A 20,132-nucleotide genomic window follows, 5' to 3' on the forward strand; every position below is an offset into this window, starting at 1 on the left:
AAGCTTTTTCAATGGAGGTTTCCTACAAAGTATATAAAACGAATTCTATTTTTTGGTGTGCTTCAATTTTCAATTAAACTTTTATAACTTCTCTTGTTTGAAAAGCTTTTCAATTTAAGTTATATTGGAAATAGACCAAGCTTCTAATCATCTGCTTGGAGAACTTACATAAGCGTAAAGACTTTATAAAAGAAACTACAAACAAATCTACTAAACTGGGAGAGGATCATATTTTGAAAACGTTACCGATTAATCGTCACGGAGTTATGGCAAATCAACTTATTTTAGGATGCATGGGTCTTGGCGGCGGCTGGAACCGCAACCCAATTGAAGCTGAACATATTAAAGAAGCACACGAAGCGGTGGAAACAGCGCTCGCATCCGGCATTAATATGTTTGATCATGCCGACATTTACGCATTTGGAAAAGCTGAAACTGTTTTTGGCGAAGTCTTAAAGGAAAAACCTAGTCTGCGTGAAGAAATGATTATCCAATCAAAGCTTGGCATTCGTTTCGCAGATGAAAAAGCAGGCCTTCCAACTCGCTATGATTTTTCTGAAAGCTATATATTAGATAGTGTTGACGGTATTCTTTCAAGACTTGGAATTGACTATTTAGATACGCTCCTTCTTCACCGTCCTGACGCGCTTATGGACGCAGAGGAAGTGGGAGAAGCGATTCATAAACTAAAAGCGTCTGGGAAAGTTCGCTATTTTGGTGTTTCAAATATGAGTCACGGTCAAATCCGCCTACTACAGCAGCACTGCAGTGAAAAACTTATTATTAACCAATTAGAAATGAGTTTAAAACATACCGGCTGGCTTAATACAGGTGTTCATGTTAACCAAGCCGCTTCTCGTGAGAATATTTTCCCTGAAGGAACGTTAGAGTTTTGTCAATTAGAAAACGTTCAAATTCAAGCATGGGGTTCTCTAGCACAAGGCTTGTATTCTGGTAAAAACATTGAAAACGAAAGCGAAAGTGTTCAAAAAACAGCTGCACTTGTCGCAGAACTTGCAGAACAAAAGCAAACGTCAAGAGAAGCGATTGTACTCGCATGGCTGATGAAACATCCGGCAGCAATTCAACCGATTATCGGAACAACAAATTCTAAACGCATTAAAGCATGTGCGGAAGCTTCTGAAGTTACACTAAGCCGCGACGAGTGGTATACTTTATATGTGAGTTCTAGAGGTGTATCACTACCTTAATGGATTACTTTTTCATAAGACTGATAAAAAATCTAAAAGAAAATGGTAAGCATATCTTTCTCCAGTGTACTTACCATTTTTCGCTTTTTATAAAAAAACAGTTTTTCTAAATTTGATAATGTCCTTCCGCCTCTCTACTTCACTCTTTTCAAGGCGAATAATTTGAAATCGACTAAAAAGCAAGTTTATACTTTTAGCATGCATAACACTTAGCAAGATACTAAAGAACTTATTACTTACATAGGAGTGTTTGGTCATGAGTACATCACTTTTTTCTCCCTATACTTTAAAAGGTCTGCAGTTAAAAAATCGAGTTGTTATGGCTCCGATGTGTCAGTATTCTGTTACTGAAAAAGATGGCAAACCAAACGATTGGCATTATGTTCATTACCTCAGCCGGGCAATCGGCGGAACTGGACTTATTATTATGGAAATGACCGATGTAGATCCTGATGGTAGAATTAGCGATTTGGATTTAGGATTGTGGTCCGACGATCATATCCCATCCTTCGCTAGAATTATTGATGGCGTTCATTCTCACGGAGCAAAAATTGGCATTCAAATCGCTCATGCTGGAAGAAAAGCAGAAGACGCCCTAGAGCCTGTGGCCCCATCAGCGGTCAAGTACCCTGAGGACCGCTATAAAGTGCCACGCGCGCTTACAACGGAAGAGGTAAAAGAAATGATCCAACTCTTTGCCGATGCCGTTCGCCGCGCCGTACAGGCAGGAGTGGATATGATTGAGCTTCACGGCGCTCATGGCTATTTAATTCACCAGTTTCATTCTCCTCTTACAAATAAACGAGAAGATGAATATGGAAAAGACCTTTCAAAGTTTGGCGTTGACATCATTCAAGCTGTAAAAAAAGAAATGCCTGAAGATATGCCGCTTTTTTTCCGTATTTCAGCTGTTGAATATGTGGATGGTGGTTATGATATTGATCATACAATTGACTTATGTAAAGCCTATCAAGCAGCCGGTGTCGACCTCTTTCATGTAAGTTCTGGTGGGGAAGGACCAGCGGGCGAAAGAAAACCTGGCAATTATCCTGGCTACCAAGTACCGTTCGCACGCAGCATTCGTGAAGCACTGGATGTACCAGTTGCAGCTGTGGGAATTCTTGATGATCCCGCTCTCACTCAAGCTGTTATCGCAAATGAAGATGCAGACTTGGCAGCAATTGGACGAGGCATGCTTCGCGATCCATACTGGGCAGCTCATGCCGCGATAGCATTAAAAGAGAAAGAAACAACGTACGTGCCGAAACAGTACGAACTAGGCTATTCTTAATTCACCTTCCAAGTTCGTATAATACAATTCGTTAAAACAATAAAAAGCTGTCTTGTAATAGGATTCCTCTCCTAACGAGACAGCTTTTTCGCGTGTAAAATTAAAAATTCTCAAAGAATAAACGAATAATATCCGCCCCGCCGATTAACGTCCCAAGCGAACTTCCGATATTGGCAAGTAAAACGACGAGTAAAACGCGTGTTACTTTATTTCTCCAAAATCCTTTTACATTTGTTACATCATCAGCTAATGATTCAAAATCAGCAACACTCGGTCTGCGAAAATATGCTTGAGCAAACCCAGCAAACCAGCCCGCCGCAAGCAGAGGATTTAAAGACGTAATTGGCGCTGCCACAAATGCTGTTAAGATCGCGAGCGGATGAGCCATTGCCACTGCTGCCCCTATCGCAGATAACGAACCATTCCAAAGTACCCAGCTGATCGTCTGCTGTGCCCCCGCTTCCGGATTTGCGATAAACGTATAAGCAATGATTGAGATGATAATGAATGGAATTGTCCAACCAATAATTTTTGGTGTTTTTGATTTAGGCGGACGTTTTGTCAGCTTTTTAAGATCATGATCTTTCTTAATTTGCTCTTTAATCCCAGGAACGTGGGCAGCACCTAATACGGCGACGACTTTGTTTCCTGGTGCCTCTTTAATTTTCTGTGCTAAATATTGATCACGCTCATCAATTAGCGGCACTTTTAAACTTGGAAAATTCTCCGTCATATCTTTCAGCATACCGTCAATCATATCTTGTGATTTCAGTTTTTCTAATTCTTGTTCAGAAATACTTTCATTACTAAAGATACTGTACACAATCGACATTAACAGCTTTGCCTTACCGGTAAAACCGATGTTTCCCCAGATGCGCGAAAAGGTTGTTTGAATATTGCGGTCAGCAAGAACAAGCTTCGCGCCGATTTCCTCAGCTGACTGAATTCCTTGAATCATTTCTTGTCCCGCTTGAATGCCAAACTGTTTCGCCATCCGTTTTTGAAAAGAAGAGATCGCAAGGTTCATTAAAAGCAGCGAACCTTTCTTTTCCTTTAATACTTGAATAATATCCATGTCTCGCCATTGATTGCCGTTCTTAATAGATTGATAGCGCTGCTGATCTAATTCTATACAAACCGAATCAGGACGCTCCTCCTCAATAACCTGCTTCACCTGTTCAGCACTTTTTTTCGAGATGTGTGCTGTTCCGATAAGGATCAGTTCTTTTTCACCTAGCTGAATTCGTGTAATATTTGCTTCCTTTGTCAACATAAAAACAGTCCCTTACTAAAGTTACTTTTATTATATAAATCCGCATTCCCCTTGTCCAATTTTAACCTAAATTTCATCATAATAAGAAGTTAGTTAATTCTTTTACATATGATATTATTTTATAATAAAATACGGTACGTGAAAATTAAATTGTTTATTACGAGCTTCTAAACAAAACAAGCAAAAAATATACGAAGAAGTAGAGCTATGCTAAAGTATCAATGAATAAGCCAATAAAAACCCCATTAAAAGGAATGGTGAGAGAAGCTTTGGAAAATAAGTGGGCAAAACAAATAGCAGAATGGAAAAAACAAGGATTATCTCCGGCTGAAATCGAAACATCTCTTGATACATATATTGAGGATCTGCTTAGAAAGGCGCGCTTTTCACTCGCAGTCGATGGTTTCACAATTAAAGAACATCACACCAAACTTGTCAGAAAGAAGCTAAAAGGCGAGATTTCTGAGGCTGAGTTTTTAGAAGAAGCATTAAGACTGGCAAAAGAAAAAAATAATGAACGTTCATAACCTACTCACAATAAAAAAAGGCAGCGCTAAAGAAAGAAGGAAAACACAATGAACAGAGTTGGAATAGTTAGATTAGTAGATACGATGTATTTCCTGCTTCAATCTGAAGAGAATGAGGAAATAAAACAAGAGATCATCGATGTTGGGGACGCATTAGAATCAGGAGTTATTACGATTCATGATGCTCTCTTTTGGGATCATCAAGAAGCTAGGGCAATTATTAGAAAAGCATTCTCAGAAGCTAATTTTCTTCATTTTAGATATAAAATGGGAAATGATGATATATAATCTACAACTACATTGGAGAAGTTAGATATGAAACAACGAAAAAATACTACATACTTTTTAAAAAGCATCTCCTTTTTTGTAAAGTGAGATGCTTTTTAATATGGCGCTGCATCGGTCAGTCATTTAACTGCCCTTCCCTTACTTCCGTTCGTACGTTAAAAAGTAATAATCATATGGATTTCTTTCATCTTTTATTCCTTTTTTCTTAGAAATAAATTCCCACTCGTCTTCATTAAACTCCGGAAAAAACGTATCTCCTGCAAATTCCTCTTCAATAATAGTGATGTATAAACGATCTGCGATTGAAAAGGTTTGTTTAAATATTTCAGCGCCGCCTATTACGATTAATTCATTATCTGTTTGCTTTTCTATCTCTGCAACAGCAGAAATAGAATGAAGAATCGTACAGCCTTCAGCTTGATAATGTTCATCTCTAGTTAGCACAACATTTTCTCTACCAGGTAAAGGCCGGCCAATTGATTCATATGTTTTTCTTCCCATAATAATTGTGTGGCCCATGGTCACTTCTTTAAAAAACTTCAAATCGGCAGGCAAACGCCACGGCAAAGCATTGTCCTTACCAATAACGCGGTTTTGATCCATTGCAACGAGAAACGAAATCATTTGCAGCACCCTTTCATGAAGAATATATCTAAGCCTATTATTGGATATTGAATAAATTTTATCCTCTTTTTATAACCTTCACAAAATCTAAGCACCTCAAACCTTAAACAACTTCTACATATTCTAAAATCACTTGAATAAAGGAAGGATGTACCTGTATTTTTAATATTTATACATATTTTTAAAATACGGTATGTGAAATTTTTTATATTTGGAAAACATCATACAATCAAAAAAATAGGCTGATCACATTTCCATATGTCAGCCCTGTTTATCTTCTACTTCAACAAGTTCTGCAAAAACAACTAAGCGATCCGCTCGTTCAATTGTTTCCTCGTTATATTCAACGGACATAAAAAAGCTATCGAGAAGTTTCTCGATAGCTTTTTTATCTTAAAGATCTAATTTTATCGTCTCGTATATTGCTTTTGATTGTTACCTTCTTCCTCTAATACTTCTAAAATCGCACCAGTTAAACTATGAGGCCCTAAACTATCATGCCCGGCTTCCCACAGCATCATGCCGCCAAAGCCATGCTCAAGGGCAAGCTTTGTTTTCTTTTGAATTGTTGTCATTCCGTTATAATGATAAGTTGTTCCATTCATGTTAACCGTATCCCGCTCTGCATTTTCCGGGCTGCTGTTCACAATGGCCGCATAAGAAACCTGCTTGATTGACACATCTTCAGGCTGTGCATAAAAAGGAACGCCGAGTACAAGCTTTTCTTTAGAAAGACCGTGTGTCTCAAATAAGTTACTCCAGTAGTTCACAACATTTTCACTGAACGAATAAGGAGATAAATTTGCGGCATTATACTCCCCATCCCACTGACCATCATAGGCCATAATGTTAACATAATCCAAATGCTGAAACATGTTTGGTTCATATACAACTGCTGTAATCTCTGTTCCTGTCACACTATGAACTTTTGCATAAACAGCCGCAGATAGCTCTTTATCTTTAGCGTGAAGCTTTTCACTTAACGTTTTTGTGAAAGCCGCTAAATTTTCTGCATCTTCTTTTGAGCGCGGGTGTTCAAAATCAATATCGATTCCATCCAAACCTTCACGTTCAGTGATGTCGACGAGCTCATTAATAAGCGTTGTTCGAGAAGTTGGATTAGAAATCGCTGCTTTGAAATACTCATACGATTCCCCGCCCTGTATATGATACCAGCCGCCTACTGCCAGTATTGCTTTTTTGTTTTGTTGATGGGCTTTTTCTATCATGCCACGCAGATTCGTCATAGCGGTTTCACCATGAAACAGCAGACGACCGTCTTTTGTCGGATGCGCAAACGAAAAAATGACATGGGTAAGTTTCGAATAATCAACTGAATCAGGATCACGAAAATCCTGGACATAACCGATCAGCACGTTTTGCTGTGCTTGTTCGATCTTTGGTTTTTGTTTTGGCAGAGGTGCTCTCTCTAACTTTGGAGCAAATTTCGCTGTTTTAGAACGCTCCTCGTGTATATTAGAAAAGTATACTCTCGAAAAAAAGCCGCCTATAAAAATTAAAAATCCTACAGCAGCAAGGAGAAGGGTATGCTTTTTCATCTTTTGCCTCCCTTTAAACTTTTAGTCTTCTAAAATAGTAACAAAAAATGAAAGGGAGAGTAATGGTAATATAATCCTAACCACCAATAAAGAAGGTTATATGATCTTTTAAACGGGATTTCAAAAAACTTACAATAAAGGTAACTTGATCGTAAAGGTTGTTAACTTATCGTTTGACACGCAGCTGATTTCTCCATGTTGGTTTTCAATAATTTTTTTACAAACGTATAAACCGATTCCTGTCCCTAATTCCTTCGTTGTAAAGAATGGCTCGAAAATAACCTCTATAATCTCTTTTGGAATCATTGGACCATTATTTGAGATCATTATTTCAACATTTCCAGCTGCCATGCTGCAATCAATGTTTATTTTTCGCTTATAGTTTACCTGCTGTAAAGCATCAATTGAGTTTAAAAAAAGGTTTAGGAACACTTGTCTTAATTCCTCTTTATTAGCTAAAACTTGTATATCAGTATCAATATTCGTTTCAATTGTTACATCCCCATCGACGATGCTCGGGTAGAGAAATTCAAGCAGTTCATCAAACAATTCATATAAAGAAAGACTTATTTTTTCATCATTGATAAGCTCTTTCTTCGAGACATGAAGAAATTGAGTAATTCGAGCTTTTAATTGATGCAGTTCATGCTCCATAATATCTAAATATTTCAAATCAGGATATTCACTTTTCAAGAGTTTTGCAAAACCAAGAACAGTGGTCAACGGATTCCTAAATTCATGAACGAAACTAGATGACATTTGTCCTAAAATCGTCAGCCGCTCTTTATGAGTTTGATTAATAAATAAGGTTTTCTCTTGTAATTTCTCTTCCTTTATTTCGGTATACTTTCTTACCGCATAATAAGTAAATTGATCAAACACTGTATTAATTTCTTCGATAAGCGGCTGCAGGTCTTGAGTAGACAATTCCGAATTCATCATCCATTTAATAATTTCACTTCGTCCTAAATTCACATTATAAACAAACTCCCCAATATTAATATTGGCTTCCACTCTTTCAAAAGCAACGTGATAAGCTAATTTCCGGATATCGTCCTCATCCAATGAATTTTCAAGCGTGCGTTTCACTAATTCATACATTTTCAGCCCATTATTATTTACTTTCTCTTTATAGAGATCATTTTCAGAAATCAAAAGCTTTTCTCTCCAAGACGTTAAAAAAGAAGAAGCATTATTTTCTAAAAATAAAATTAGTTGCTTACGAATCGACGTCATTTAAATACCTCGTTTCACTCTCATTATCAAGGAAGGAGCCATTATATATATTTTTCTAAACATTGTTATAGCAATATTTTATCAGAAATATAGTGTAAATGAAATGAATGCTGCTGTTAAAGAGTCTTTTCGTACGGCCGCGTATTTAAATAGATGTTTACAACTCTTTTAGCATTTGATAAAATTTGTTGCGTAAAGGAAACATTTTCGATCATAAAGCATATGATTCATTAGTAAAAATACCTAGATAAATTTTTTTAACGAAAAAGTTTCCCTGAGGCAAAATAAATTACTTAAGGAAAATAAACAAAGGAGGAATTTTAAATGAAAATCATCAAAAATGGAAGGTTGTTTGCTGTGCTTATTGTTTTAATACGTTTTCTGTTTGGATTAGGTTGGTTATTAGCAGGTGTAACTAAAATTACTGAAAAGTTATGGTTTAAGGAACCAGGTGTGTTTTTAAACAATTATCTCCTACATTCACTACAAAGCTCCAATGTTCCAGCCTTCTATAAAACTTTCATAGAAACTATCGTTTTAGAGCATGTGCTTGTTTTAAACTACATGATTCCAATTGCCCAAATAATCCTTGGCCTATTTCTAATCACAGGTTTATTTATCCTTCCTTCTATTCTGATTTGTCTTTTTATGCATATCAACTTTATTCTTTCTGGAAACATGAATCTTATAAGTCTTATTCTTTATACAAATGCCTTTTCATTACTCATGTTTCGATCAAATATGTATTCCTTTAGTCTTGATAAATATTTTCATTTAGATACACTGTTCATTAACAAAAAGAGAAAAATAAAAACGTTCTCCATTTCAGCTAAAAAAGAAAAGCTATCTGTTCATTCTTAACTAATACTTTTAATTTGAAAATATCATGGTACTAATCCAGTACAGCAGCCCTAAAATATTTAACAATAAAAATGCGTATAACAATAGTTTGCTACTCTTTAATATGCCCTCTCCTTACTGCTCTGTTTTTATTCATTTCATGATCCATGCCTAAGCATGGATCCATTCATCAATACCGTCTTTATTCTTTAAAATAATATACTTAATTTCTTGATTCCACTTATATCCTTCAGTCGTTTTTATGATAATTTCCTCACCGTCACGATTAACTGCCGGCGCAAGTCTCAGGCGTAACCTTCTCATCATTTGGTATAAGAGAGCTTTTGAATCCTGGGCATTTTGTAAAAATAAAAAGCGTTTCACAATCTCATCAACATTCACAAATCTCCCGCTGATCATTAAAAATTGTAATAAATATGCATACTTTTTATTTAAATGAACCTCACCATAGATCGTATAAAAGGTAACATCATTTTCATGAACGAAATTTAAAATGGCGGTGTCTTTTTCAGGGATAGCTAAGTTTTCATATTCACGCAGCGTGATGTATCGTTTACTTTTATTAGAATCAATGAGTTGAAAAGGCTTCTCTTCTTCTTGATAGGAGGGAAACACCTGCTTCTTAAGCTCTTCAATCATAAGAATTGTTTCACCTTTCACCGCTTCATCTTTCTCTTCATTAAATAATTTCTGTGCTTCTAAAAGAGACTGCTGCGATTTAAAATGCAGGGCTTTTGCAATATAGGCGTTTGCTTTAATTTTTTGATCACTCGCTAAATGAAAACTGTGATGTTCTGAGGTAATCAACAGCGCTTTTTGCCAAAAGGAAATCGCCTTGTCCCAATTTTCTCCATAAAAATATAAAAAACCGAGACGATAACAAACACCAGGATGATCAGGTTTAAGTTTTAATACTTGCTGAAAGATTCGCTTTGCTTCTTTATATCGCTTCTTTTTTTCATCTTGTTGTACGGGAAGATCGTTAAGCTTTAACTCATTTTCTTCACATAAAAGAAGTTGAACAAGCTGGAGCTTATAACGTTCCTCATTTGGATTGCACTTACTTAATGCTTGATACAATGCCATTCCTTCATTTTGATGTTCTTCTTCTAACATCCCTGCAGGCGCTTCTTGAGATTCCCATGTTCGTTCTAATTCAAGCAGCTGCTCTTCACTGAGATTTTGGAATCGCCGCATCTCTCTCCCCCCTCAACGCTATGAATCTTATTTATATGTACGGCACGAAAAACAACTTTTCAAATTAATCTAGTTATTGTTAAGAAAACCACTTTTTGCTATTATATCGTATATATTTAGCGAAATGTTGAACATTATTGAAAAATCGAAGCTTGTGATAATAGATATTCATAGGAAAATAAACGATTTAATAAAGAAGAGACTGACTCTAACTGAGTCAGCCTCTTTTACGATCTCATTTATTTCGATGCTGGCGCTATCGTGGATTCAGGTGATGTTACCTTTTCATAAAAATCTACGAAATTGTCGCGCTCGTCGCTGGCACGGTAAGCCATCGCCACACGAGGATGTTCATTAAGAACGCCAGAGATCATGTAAGGAATAATATAGCCCCACTCCCACTTCTCACGCATTTCTAACATATGCTTCTCAATGACACCAAGAACCGGCTTCATTTCATAACTTGCTTTTTGGATATAGCTAACAAGAAGCTCAGTGTTGCAGTTTCCAGCTGCACGACCCATCCCGTAAACAGATGAATCAAGGAACGTCACGCCATTTCGCATCGCTGTTAATGTATTGGCAAACGCTAACTGCATGTTGTTATGTGTATGAATGCCAAGCTGTTTGTTTGGAAGCATGTCTTTGAACTTGTTTACTTGATGCTCAATATCCTTAGGATCTAAGCTGCCAAAGGAGTCAACGATATAAACCACATCAACAGGACTTTTCTTCACCATGTCAAATGCTTCAATAAGCTGATGTTCCGGTACACTTGATAACGCCATAATGTTAAGTGACGTCTCATAGCCCAAATCATGAAACATTTGTACAAGCTCTAAGCCCTTGTCCACTTCGCGAATATAGCACGCCACCCGAATCATGTCTAATACACTTTCTTCACGCGGTAACACGTCGTTTGGATCAACACGACCAATATCGACTAAAGCAGACAGCTTTGTAAACTTTTTCTCAGGAATAATTTCTTTTAAAAAATGGTCATCAAGAAATCTCCATGGATTCGGTTCTGTCGCATTCAAAAGTCTCGCTGAATTTTTGTAACCAATTTCCATATATTCTACACCAGCGGCACTTAAACCTTCATACAAATCCTGCACAAACTCAACGCTGAAATCCCAATTGTTTACTAATCCTCCATCACGAATCGTACAGTCTATAATGTTAGTGCTTTTTTCCATAATAGTAACTTCCCCCTATGTATCGTACTTTTAGTAACGTTATTTTTAATTTTTACATTTTTACGCTTTTCTATTATAAATGCAGTGAAAAGATATGCAATTTAAACCTGAATGGCCGTCCACAAATTAAATGGAAGATATACCATTTCGCACTTTTACGCTTTTATGCTTTTATGTATTAAAATAACTTATTATGTTTATATCATGATTTATTCAAAGCCGTCAATCTTTTTTCAAAGCTTCTTTTAAAACCCACGCCTTCAAACTATTATTATGTTGCATTATAATATAATTTTATAAATATTCCTATTTATTTTACAACAATGTTTCTAAAAAGATGATGATGACAATGAAAAAACACTTAAAACCGATTAGCGCAACATATGAAAGTTCTAGTGATGGTGATTTAGTTTATGTATACATACAAGAAAGTAATAATTATAAAGAACACCATCTTTAACAAAATCTTGAACAATAGATAAATATACTGAACAGATTTCCTCAAGAAGACAAGAGATGATAAGATTAAACATGTTAACAAAAATAGGTTTTTAACCCTATTTTTCCTTTTATCAATCATTCCTTTTTCCTGAGCCAATATCAATGATTCAAACCTATATATTTCACTAAGTTTTCGTTAAGCACTTAGTCACCTTGGTACAGTTAATGAATATCAACATGAAAGAGGCTCCATTCTTTAAAAGAGACTATATTACTTCATATTTTTTGTTTAACTAGGAGATTTAAAACTTTGAAAAAATTTTTATTCAATAGAAAATTAAAACTTACTACCCTATTAATCAGTCTTGTCTCAGCTTCTGTTATTTTCACAACCTTGATTTTATTATTCTCATCTTATCAGTCTGAGAAAGAATCTTTAACAAACACTTACCTTTCCCTAAATTATTCTAAGGCAGATAAGCTAAGCTGCTCAGTCGATTCCGTGTTTAGATCGATGAAAATGAGCTTAGAGGAAACTGCAAATTTTATTGCAGAGCAGGATGACATGACCGATGAAGATATCCAAGAACAGTTAGAACTTTTAAGAAATAACAGCAGGTACTTTAACTCCTTATCTTGGATTGATGAAACGGGCTTAGTGCGCAATATAGCGCCTCTTAGTGTTGGATTAAAAGGCGAAACGATTAAAAGTGGAGTGACAAAAGAAGTTCTTGATTTAAAAAGTCCAGCTTTAACAGCGCCGTATACTGCACCGACAGGCCGTCTAATTGTATTAATGAGTCAACCGCTTTATGACGGAGAAAATAATTATAAAGGAATAATCGGCGGAGCTGTCTATCTTCAAGAACGAAACATTCTTAACGAAATTCTTGGCAATGATATTGTTGATAACAGCGGCTCCTATTATTATGTGGTTGGACCAGGAGGAAAATTACTGTTTCACCCTGAGAGCACTCGAATCGGTGAAACTGTAACAGCTAATCCTGTTATTCGTAAGCTTATGCAGGGTGAAAGCGGAATGGAACGAGTGACAAATACAAAAGGAATACCGATGCTTGCAGCTTATAGTATGATTCCGGAAACAGGATGGGGAGTCGTCCAGCAAACCCCTGTTTCATACGTGGAAAAACTGCTTTCGAATCATATTCAACAACTTACTTTGTACATTCTCCCACCCTTTTTTATCTTATTAGTGATATCCATATACCTTGCTCGAAAGCTTGCTGAACCGTTCATTAATTTAGCAGAACATGTAAATCAGCTTGCCTCTGGACAAGTAGTCTCAGTGCCAATTATTCAATCTCATTGGAATCGAGAAGCGGATATTTTATCTAAAAGTGCTGCCATTGCCATTGAAGCGGTTCAGAAAAATAATTATAAATTAATTCATGCGGCTACAACTGATCCTCTTACTGAATTACCGAATCGCAGAAAGCTTAATGAAACAATGGAAAGTTGGCGAAGTGAAGGAATTGTATTTTCCATCATTGCATTTGATATTGATCGTTTTAAGTTAGTCAACGATACATACGGACATCAAGAGGGCGATAAAGTGTTAAAATATTTAGCTGACACCATCCAATCAATGGTTAGGAAAACAGATCTTTGTTTTCGCTATGGTGGAGAAGAATTTGTTCTATTACTTCCTCACACTACATCGCTAGAAGCCTACAATATCGCTGAAAAAATTCGCATAACACTAGAGATCACCAGCAGTCCTGTTGGAAAACCAATTACAATTTCTTTAGGAATTTCAGAATATCCGCTCCACTCAAGCTCGTTAGATGAATTGTTCAGACTCGCAGATAAAGCGTTGTATCAATCAAAATTAGAAGGAAGAAACCGGACAACAATCTGGTCTTAATAAGATGGCTATTAATGATATCTCAAAACAAGAAAAAATCTCGTCTAAAACATGGACGGGATTTTTTGCGATAAAATAAAAGCTTTCATTCCATTTCATAGCCAACTGCTTTTAATGCGGCAAGACAAATTGCTTCAGGAGCTGTTTTGCTTTTTATTTCTAACGATTCATTATTTGCTGAAGATACATACACAACATAATTTTCCGGCTGACAAACGATATCCATCTTAATTTGGTCTTCTCTTAATTTTTCAACAACCTTCCAAGCGTCCTCAATGCTTGCTGAAGGGATAAAGCTTCCTGCCCATGATTTTTCACCCATTTTCCATCCGTTCAACTCAAACTTTTCATTATAAACGAGTTCATATCCCATCACTTTCTCAGCAATCAAACGATTGATTTCCTGATTGTCCATCTTAAATCTCCTCACAAAAAAATTTATTTACCTTTATAAACCTTCTCTCTTTCATCCATATATTGAAGTATGTACCATTCCATTCAATTTCATTATTTATTTTATCCCCCTAAAATTTCCTTTTTGCTGCTTGATAGCAGCCATCATCACTGTCTTAAGATAGTTTGCTGTCCATTTTTGTTGTAAACCCACTTCCAAGCATCAAGAACGTTTTCTTTCGTTACTTTTAGAGCGGGTACTGCTACATAAGGCGGAGCTTGTTTGCCAAGTAAAGCACAGCCTGCAATAATCGCTTCAGCGACACCCTGCTGATAAGGAAGCTGAGCACCCACTCCTTTAATGAGACCATCTTGGGCAATTTCGAGCGCCGTATCCCTCCCTAAATCGATCGTTGTGATCACCAATTTTGTTCGTCCCGCTTTATGTGCGGCTTTCAAAGCTCCTTCAGCCGGTACATCCCAGACGACAAAGAGGCCGTTTAAGTCTCGATGTTTAGAGAACATAACAGCCGCCACTTTTTCTCCCTCATCTGGACCAGTAATCCCAATGCGATCAACAATTTGAATGTCTTTGTAATGTTCCTTGATCGTTTTTTCAAATGCTTCTGTTCTTTGTTTCGTTGCAAAAAAATCAGCTTCATGATAGATGATCCCGATTTTTCCTTTTCCGCCTAACTGTTCTGCCATAATATGAGCTGATTCAATACCATTCCCATAGTTGTCAGCGGAAATAACGCTCACATAATCTTTTCCGTACTGAAAACCTTTTGGTATGTTGTCCATAAACACAAGCTTCACACCAGCTTGAGCCGCTTTTTGATAAACACCTGCTGTCATGACTGGATCTACTGGAATACTTATGAGAATATCAGGCTTGTCCGCTAAAATCGATTCAATATCAGCGATCTGCTTTTCCCAGTTAAATCCGGCATCCGTTACCGCTGTTACTGTAATGCCCATTTTCTTAAATGTGTTTTTCAATCCTTCAATTTGAGATATTGACCAATCATTTCCAGTATAGTGCATTGCAATTGCTGCCTTATAATTATTTTCTTTAAGTGTTTTAAGTTCATGTAATGATAACTGCAGTGTTTTTGCCGACACAGCCTCTTCTCCATATGGCCCTGTGCTTAAAATTTTATAATCTGGAATATGATGTTCAATCGTGCTATTCAGTGTCTCTCCTACAACTGTGAGAAACTCTTTTACGTTAATAGGTTTTGTTATATAGTTATTAAACCCTTTATTTAATGTATGCTGAATATCTTCGGGCATCGCATTTGCGCTTACCGCAATGACGGCAGTATCTTTCGTTTTCTCATTTTCTTTTAAGAGATTAAACACTTCATAACCATCGAGATCGGGGAGGTTAAGGTCAAGCAAAATTAAATCCACTTTTTCTTTTGCGGCTAGTTCTAATCCTTCTTTCCCTGTATGAGCTGATAATAATGTATAAGAAGGCTGCGATTTCATAATGCTGCTTACTAAGTTTAAGTTAGACTCGTTATCTTCAATATATAGTAAGCAGTAGTGAGCTGCCCTCTCACCTTTTCCTGCAGGAGGTTCCACCTCTTCATCCCAGCGCATCACAGCCTGAAAGTCAGCGGCTAGAGGCAGAGTAAAGGAAAAGTCACTTCCTTTTCCTTTTGTGCTTGTAACACTAATTTCTCCATCCATTAAATGGACGAGCTGTTTTACTAAAGACAGCCCAATACCTGTTCCTTCCTCTTTTGTACTTTGAATGCGATAAAACGGAACAAATACTTTCTGATATTCTTCAACAGATATTCCAACACCTGTATCGATAATATGAACAAGCTGCTCATTTCCTTCTAAATGACAAAAGATTGTTACACTGCCGCCCTCTTTATTATATTTAATCGCATTATCTAAAAGATTAAGAAGAATTTGTTTCAGGCGAATTGGGTCTGCGAGCACTAATGTGTCTTGAGATTGACTTAATTGTTTGTGAATGCTGACTTTCTTCTTCGCTGCGAGCGGTTGGACGATATTGATGCATTCATCGATTAACGTTAGAAGGTGAACCTCATCAATCGAAACTTTTAACTTACCTGTTTCGATTCTCGATAAATCGAGAATTTCATTAATTAAGTTTAATAAATGACTTCCTCCCTTTAAAATTTCCTGCACAAAATCTCGCTGTGTTTCATTTAATGATTCTTCGAGTTCTAACAGCTGTGCAAAACCAAGAATGCCATTTAACGGTGTCCGAAGTTCATGACTCATCTTAGATAAAAAGTCTGATTTTGCCATGTTTGCTTTTTCAGCCTCTTCTCTTGCTTGAATCATGCCATTTTCCATTTTCTTCTGTTCTGTAATATCTGAAATTCGAACAAGGGCAGTCTTTTCATCATTTTTACTTAGTTTAAGAGGCGTGGAGTCGATTGAAACCCATTTCATTTCCTTCTTATAATTATTGATTCCCACGACAACATTGTGAAAAGAAGTACCGTGCTCTAATGTAAGAACTCCTGGCAGCTGAGAATGCGGTAAAGGAGAACCGTCCTCTCTTACATATTGTAATTCGGCAAAGCTCGATTCGTTTTCAATATTTGACGGAATACCAAGTATTTTTTCAAAATTATTGTTAAGGGCAGTCACTTCACCTGATTTTTTAAGAATAAAGACACATTCTGACATTGCCTGAAGTACTTCTTCATATAATCTTGCCTTTGAAATAGACATGAGTGGATCATTCCTTCCTTGCCTTTTCATTTTTTAAAATTATCATACAGCTTTGATATGCAATACTTATCATAGTTGGTCTAAGACAGAAATCAATTATATAAGCGGTCTATATTTTAATTTCGCATCTATTATAAACCTGTCAATCCAGTTAGTCGAACATCACTCTATAAGGCAATCTTCCGTATAAGTTCACTAATCCTATTCTGTTTTTTTCATTGATAAATAGTTATAAACAACTCTTTTTTTGATAACAATGATTGTATTAAGCTTACTTATTAGCAGTCTCGAGCCATTTTTTTATAAAAGGAAGAATCATTTTTAATGAGACGTATTAGCCGCTTTCAACTATTTACACTAATGATGCTTTTTGAAATTGGAAGTACTACTTTGTTTGCTTTAGGGATTGAGGCTAATCAAGATGCTTGGATAGCAACCTTGATCGGTATGTTGTGCAGTTTTGTATTGATTTGGGTATATACGAAAATTCAAAAATATAACCCTAACCATAACTTAGCCGATATCCTAAGTGCTGTATTAGGAAAATGGATTGGAGGTCCTTTAGTTTTTCTCTATGCGTTAAAATTCTTTTGGGTAGGTTTATTAAATTTTAGCGAGTTTGGCGAGCTTATTTCCATCACGCTGCTTCCTGTTACTCCAATGATTATTATTCTTAGTATTTTTATGTTGACAGTGATTTACGTTCTTTGCTCAGGATATGAAGTATTAGCTCGTTTAGGTGAACTTATGCTGCCCATTGTGTTGTTTTTTTTAATCTCAACCTATGTTTTAATTGCCCTATCAGGAAAAGTTGATTTAACTCGGTTACAGCCTGTTTTAGGAAATGGAATACTTCCTGTTTTAGATGCCTCTTTTCCCGCCCTAGTGAACTTTCCATTTGGCGAAGCGGTTGTCTTTTTGATGTACTGGCAATATGTCCATGCAGAAGAACAAATTTTTCGAATCGCCTCTTTGGCAATTGGCGTATCAGGTTTATTAGTTACATGTTCTGTGATCATTATTATTTCTGTATTGGGTGTTCAATACGCTGCTAACTCTGAAATACCCTTATTTGAAGTTATTAAGTATATTAACTTAGCGGATATCATTACAAATTTAGATTCAATCTCAGCGGTTATTCTGTTTATCGGAGGTTTTTTCAAAACGACCCTTCATTTTTACGGAGGAGTTTTAGCAATCAAATCCTTATTTCATCTCAAAAATGAGAAATGGCTCATTTTTGTTAGTGCGATATGTTTCACCTGGTTTTCTTTAACGTATTATAAAAATCTTGCTTTTCACAGATGGGTTGGATTTGAGTTATCGAACGCTTATATTTATAGTTTTTTTACTTTTTTTAATATAATGTGCCCTATTTTAATCCTGATCATCATCTGGTTAAAAAGCAAAAGGCTTAAATTAAAAAGACCCTGAACACAAACACGATTGATCCTAGAAGGAGGGTGGACAACCAACATGTTTCATTTCAATCTGTTAAAAATAGTAACGACCTTTAAAGAAATAGGCGTCCTGCCGAGCACCCTCTTCATTGGATCTGCTTTATATATGATCATTCTTGTCTTAGTCATTTTATGGAACGTGATTTTATATGCTGTTGCCTTATCGAAAAAAACAAAAAGCTAATCTTTCGATTGATAAGTTCCCTTCTTCAAATTTGTTTTAATAATCTTAGCAGTTACTTTTACTTCATAATCGATGTTTGGAAACAACTCCTCCCATTTTTCTTTGACCTCGTTCCACTTTTCGGGAGATTTTTTCTGTAAAGCCTGTCCGAAACCTAAAATATCTGCTTGAATATCTCCTTGTACTTTAGCCATCGCCAGTTTAATTTCTTCTTCAATTAACTCTTCGTTTTTTTCTTCTACTTTTCTTAGATAATCGACGATTTTTTTCGATTTCGCCTTAAGGTGGTTTACACTTTGCTGATCAACTAAAGCTCCTTCTTCTTCTACATGAATGATAAATGAAAGGTTGTCTCCTTCTAATCTAGGTTCAATTTGAGTGTTTGCCCTAATGACTTCGATCGAGATGAGCTTATCGTCTTTAAGCATAGAGTTCATTGTCAGTACCCTTCTTTTTACATCTCCAATGACCCAATTTAATCCTTGTGTTTCTTTTTCATTTAGGAATCCTGCTAACTTGTCATCTTTAAATGCTGCAACTCCCGCAAATTTCAACATTTTTACCAAGTCTATTTAACAATTAAGCGCTGAACTTACTTCAAAATTATTGCTAGTTTAGGCTCTTCCACAAATGCTGTTTGTAGAAGAGCCTTATTTAACACAAGAAATTCCTAATCTAACAATTTTTCTAGAAAATCCAGCTTATCTCTCGCATTATCCTGAGTTATGATATCAACACCACTATCAATCCTGTTTAAAACATTCTCTCCCTTTATTGCATTGAGAGCTTGTTTCACACTTAGATATCCCATATCATAAGGGTTCTGGGCTAAAGTAGCGCTCAGCGCTCCCTTTTCAATGTACTCTATCATTTTTGTAATGCCGTCAGTCCCAATAACGGGAATCTTCAGTTCTTTTTCCTCTATGATTTTTAATGCCTCTAGAGCCATTGTGTCGTCAGCGGCAAAAACACCTTTAACCTCAGGATAATCCTCCAAAATATTTGCCATTACGGATTTTGCATTTCCAAATTGATCATACCCTGACTGTTCCGTGACAACTTTAATTCCAGCAGCTTCTAACGTTTTTTTCGCTCCCTCGATTCGTTCAGTCTTCAACGTATCGACTACTGCTCCACTAATGAGGGCTGCTTGATCGCCAGGCTGCAGCATAGAGGCTAGTAATTTCCCAGCCATTTTGCCTAAGGCAGTGTTATCAGTCCCTATATAAGACGTTTGTTCTTCCCAGCCAGCATCTGTATCCGCGAGCAGGACTGGAATATTTTTCTCATTATATTCTATCAGTATAGGAATCGTGGCAGATGGATGAGTGGGTGCGACAATGAGCGCATCCGGATTTTGCTTTAAAACATCTTTTAACATATTCATCTGATCTTTGATTAAATACATAGAAGCTGGTGCAATCACTTTTCCATCAATCTGAAAATCATCAAACGCTTTTTCTGCTCCGGATTTAAATATTTTCCAATATTCGATGTTTAATGATTTTAAAACGACCACAACTTTAGGACGTTCCTCTTCTTGAAGAAATTTAAATGAACAGCTTATTAAAGAAGCAAGAAAAATCATAAAAACTACTAGAATCATCCAGCTCTTTTTCAATATTTGTTCTCCTTCCCATCTTCATATAAGAAGCCGCCTTCACTTGTTGATTAAAAAATGGCTATGTCATACGTCATGACACAACCACTTTTGAATGAATAATTCTGTTCACTTTATCACTTATTAAATGAAGAAACAGGTTTAACAAAAAAATA

At 36.3% G+C, this 20,132-nt stretch carries 18 protein-coding genes; 8 read left to right on the top strand and 10 right to left on the bottom strand.

Going from position 1 to position 20,132, the window contains the following annotated elements; genetic code table 11:
* Positions 1 to 230 precede the first annotated feature (230 nt).
* Positions 231 to 1,211, top strand: a complete 981-nt coding sequence (locus tag DS031_RS10630) for an aldo/keto reductase (protein WP_425451962.1) — start codon at positions 231 to 233, stop codon at positions 1,209 to 1,211.
* A 256-nt stretch (positions 1,212 to 1,467) separates the two neighbouring features.
* Positions 1,468 to 2,502: an NADH:flavin oxidoreductase/NADH oxidase gene (locus DS031_RS10635; RefSeq protein WP_113806054.1), complete on the top strand. Its 1,035-nt coding sequence runs from the start codon at positions 1,468 to 1,470 to the stop codon at positions 2,500 to 2,502.
* Positions 2,503 to 2,602: 100 nt separating this feature from the next.
* Here DS031_RS10635 and DS031_RS10640 read toward each other — a convergent pair whose 3' ends face one another.
* The gene (locus DS031_RS10640; RefSeq protein ID WP_113806055.1) at positions 2,603 to 3,775 is read right to left on the bottom strand and encodes a TraB/GumN family protein; all 1,173 of its coding nucleotides are present in this window, start codon (positions 3,773 to 3,775) and stop codon (positions 2,603 to 2,605) included.
* 269 nt (positions 3,776 to 4,044) lie between these two features.
* Here DS031_RS10640 and DS031_RS10645 point away from each other — a divergent pair, with 269 nt between their 5' ends.
* Together DS031_RS10645 and DS031_RS10650 are read left to right on the top strand one after the other, a co-directional pair.
* Positions 4,045 to 4,302 (top strand): hypothetical protein, encoded by a 258-nt coding sequence (locus DS031_RS10645; protein ID WP_181833103.1) that lies wholly within the window; start codon positions 4,045 to 4,047, stop codon positions 4,300 to 4,302.
* A gap of 48 nt (positions 4,303 to 4,350) precedes the next feature.
* Complete coding sequence (locus DS031_RS10650; protein ID WP_113806057.1) at positions 4,351 to 4,590, top strand: hypothetical protein; 240 nt, start codon at positions 4,351 to 4,353, stop codon at positions 4,588 to 4,590.
* A 138-nt stretch (positions 4,591 to 4,728) separates the two neighbouring features.
* Here DS031_RS10650 and DS031_RS10655 read toward each other — a convergent pair whose 3' ends face one another.
* The 3 genes from DS031_RS10655 to DS031_RS10665 form a co-directional block, all read right to left on the bottom strand.
* Entirely contained in the window at positions 4,729 to 5,214 is a 486-nt protein-coding gene (locus tag DS031_RS10655) for a dihydrofolate reductase (protein ID WP_113806058.1), read from the bottom strand.
* A 407-nt stretch (positions 5,215 to 5,621) separates the two neighbouring features.
* On the bottom strand, positions 5,622 to 6,773 hold the full coding sequence (locus DS031_RS10660) for a glycoside hydrolase family 18 protein (protein ID WP_113806059.1): 1,152 nt from the start codon (positions 6,771 to 6,773) through the stop codon (positions 5,622 to 5,624).
* Positions 6,774 to 6,902: 129 nt separating this feature from the next.
* Positions 6,903 to 8,009, bottom strand: coding sequence for a histidine kinase N-terminal domain-containing protein (locus tag DS031_RS10665; protein WP_113806060.1), 1,107 nt, complete (start codon positions 8,007 to 8,009; stop codon positions 6,903 to 6,905).
* Positions 8,010 to 8,333: 324 nt separating this feature from the next.
* Between DS031_RS10665 and DS031_RS10670 the strand changes: the two genes are divergently transcribed.
* The gene (locus DS031_RS10670; protein WP_113806061.1) at positions 8,334 to 8,870 is read left to right on the top strand and encodes a hypothetical protein; all 537 of its coding nucleotides are present in this window, start codon (positions 8,334 to 8,336) and stop codon (positions 8,868 to 8,870) included.
* Between the two features lie 150 nt (positions 8,871 to 9,020).
* On the opposite strand, the gene DS031_RS10675 is transcribed toward DS031_RS10670, so the two are convergent.
* Entirely contained in the window at positions 9,021 to 10,067 is a 1,047-nt protein-coding gene (locus DS031_RS10675; RefSeq protein WP_113806062.1) for a tetratricopeptide repeat protein, read from the bottom strand.
* Between the two features lie 239 nt (positions 10,068 to 10,306).
* Positions 10,307 to 11,266 carry an aldolase catalytic domain-containing protein gene (locus tag DS031_RS10680; protein WP_113806063.1) on the bottom strand — a complete coding sequence of 320 codons (960 nt, stop codon included), beginning with the start codon at positions 11,264 to 11,266 and terminating at the stop codon, positions 10,307 to 10,309.
* A gap of 751 nt (positions 11,267 to 12,017) precedes the next feature.
* Here DS031_RS10680 and DS031_RS10685 point away from each other — a divergent pair.
* Entirely contained in the window at positions 12,018 to 13,592 is a 1,575-nt protein-coding gene (locus DS031_RS10685; protein ID WP_113806064.1) for a sensor domain-containing diguanylate cyclase, read from the top strand.
* 85 nt (positions 13,593 to 13,677) lie between these two features.
* Here DS031_RS10685 and DS031_RS10690 read toward each other — a convergent pair whose 3' ends face one another.
* Together DS031_RS10690 and DS031_RS10695 are read right to left on the bottom strand one after the other, a co-directional pair.
* Complete coding sequence (locus tag DS031_RS10690; RefSeq protein ID WP_113806065.1) at positions 13,678 to 14,007, bottom strand: BC1872 family protein; 330 nt, start codon at positions 14,005 to 14,007, stop codon at positions 13,678 to 13,680.
* Positions 14,008 to 14,153: 146 nt separating this feature from the next.
* Positions 14,154 to 16,712: a substrate-binding domain-containing protein gene (locus tag DS031_RS10695; protein WP_245947341.1), complete on the bottom strand. Its 2,559-nt coding sequence runs from the start codon at positions 16,710 to 16,712 to the stop codon at positions 14,154 to 14,156.
* A 324-nt stretch (positions 16,713 to 17,036) separates the two neighbouring features.
* Here DS031_RS10695 and DS031_RS10700 point away from each other — a divergent pair, with 324 nt between their 5' ends.
* Positions 17,037 to 18,146, top strand: a complete 1,110-nt coding sequence (locus DS031_RS10700) for a GerAB/ArcD/ProY family transporter (RefSeq protein ID WP_113806067.1) — start codon at positions 17,037 to 17,039, stop codon at positions 18,144 to 18,146.
* 42 nt (positions 18,147 to 18,188) lie between these two features.
* Positions 18,189 to 18,356 carry a hypothetical protein gene (locus DS031_RS23635; protein WP_181833105.1) on the top strand — a complete coding sequence of 56 codons (168 nt, stop codon included), beginning with the start codon at positions 18,189 to 18,191 and terminating at the stop codon, positions 18,354 to 18,356.
* Here DS031_RS23635 and DS031_RS10705 read toward each other — a convergent pair.
* Positions 18,353 to 18,913: a Ger(x)C family spore germination C-terminal domain-containing protein gene (locus DS031_RS10705; protein ID WP_113806068.1), complete on the bottom strand. Its 561-nt coding sequence runs from the start codon at positions 18,911 to 18,913 to the stop codon at positions 18,353 to 18,355. The genes DS031_RS23635 and DS031_RS10705 overlap by 4 nt on opposite strands.
* 113 nt (positions 18,914 to 19,026) lie before the next feature.
* The gene (locus DS031_RS10710; protein ID WP_113806069.1) at positions 19,027 to 19,977 is read right to left on the bottom strand and encodes a sugar ABC transporter substrate-binding protein; all 951 of its coding nucleotides are present in this window, start codon (positions 19,975 to 19,977) and stop codon (positions 19,027 to 19,029) included.
* Between the last annotated feature and the right edge of the window lie 155 nt (positions 19,978 to 20,132).

The organism is Bacillus taeanensis, from assembly GCF_003318295.1.
GTDB classification, from domain to species: Bacteria; Bacillota; Bacilli; order Bacillales; family UBA6769; genus Maribacillus; species Maribacillus taeanensis.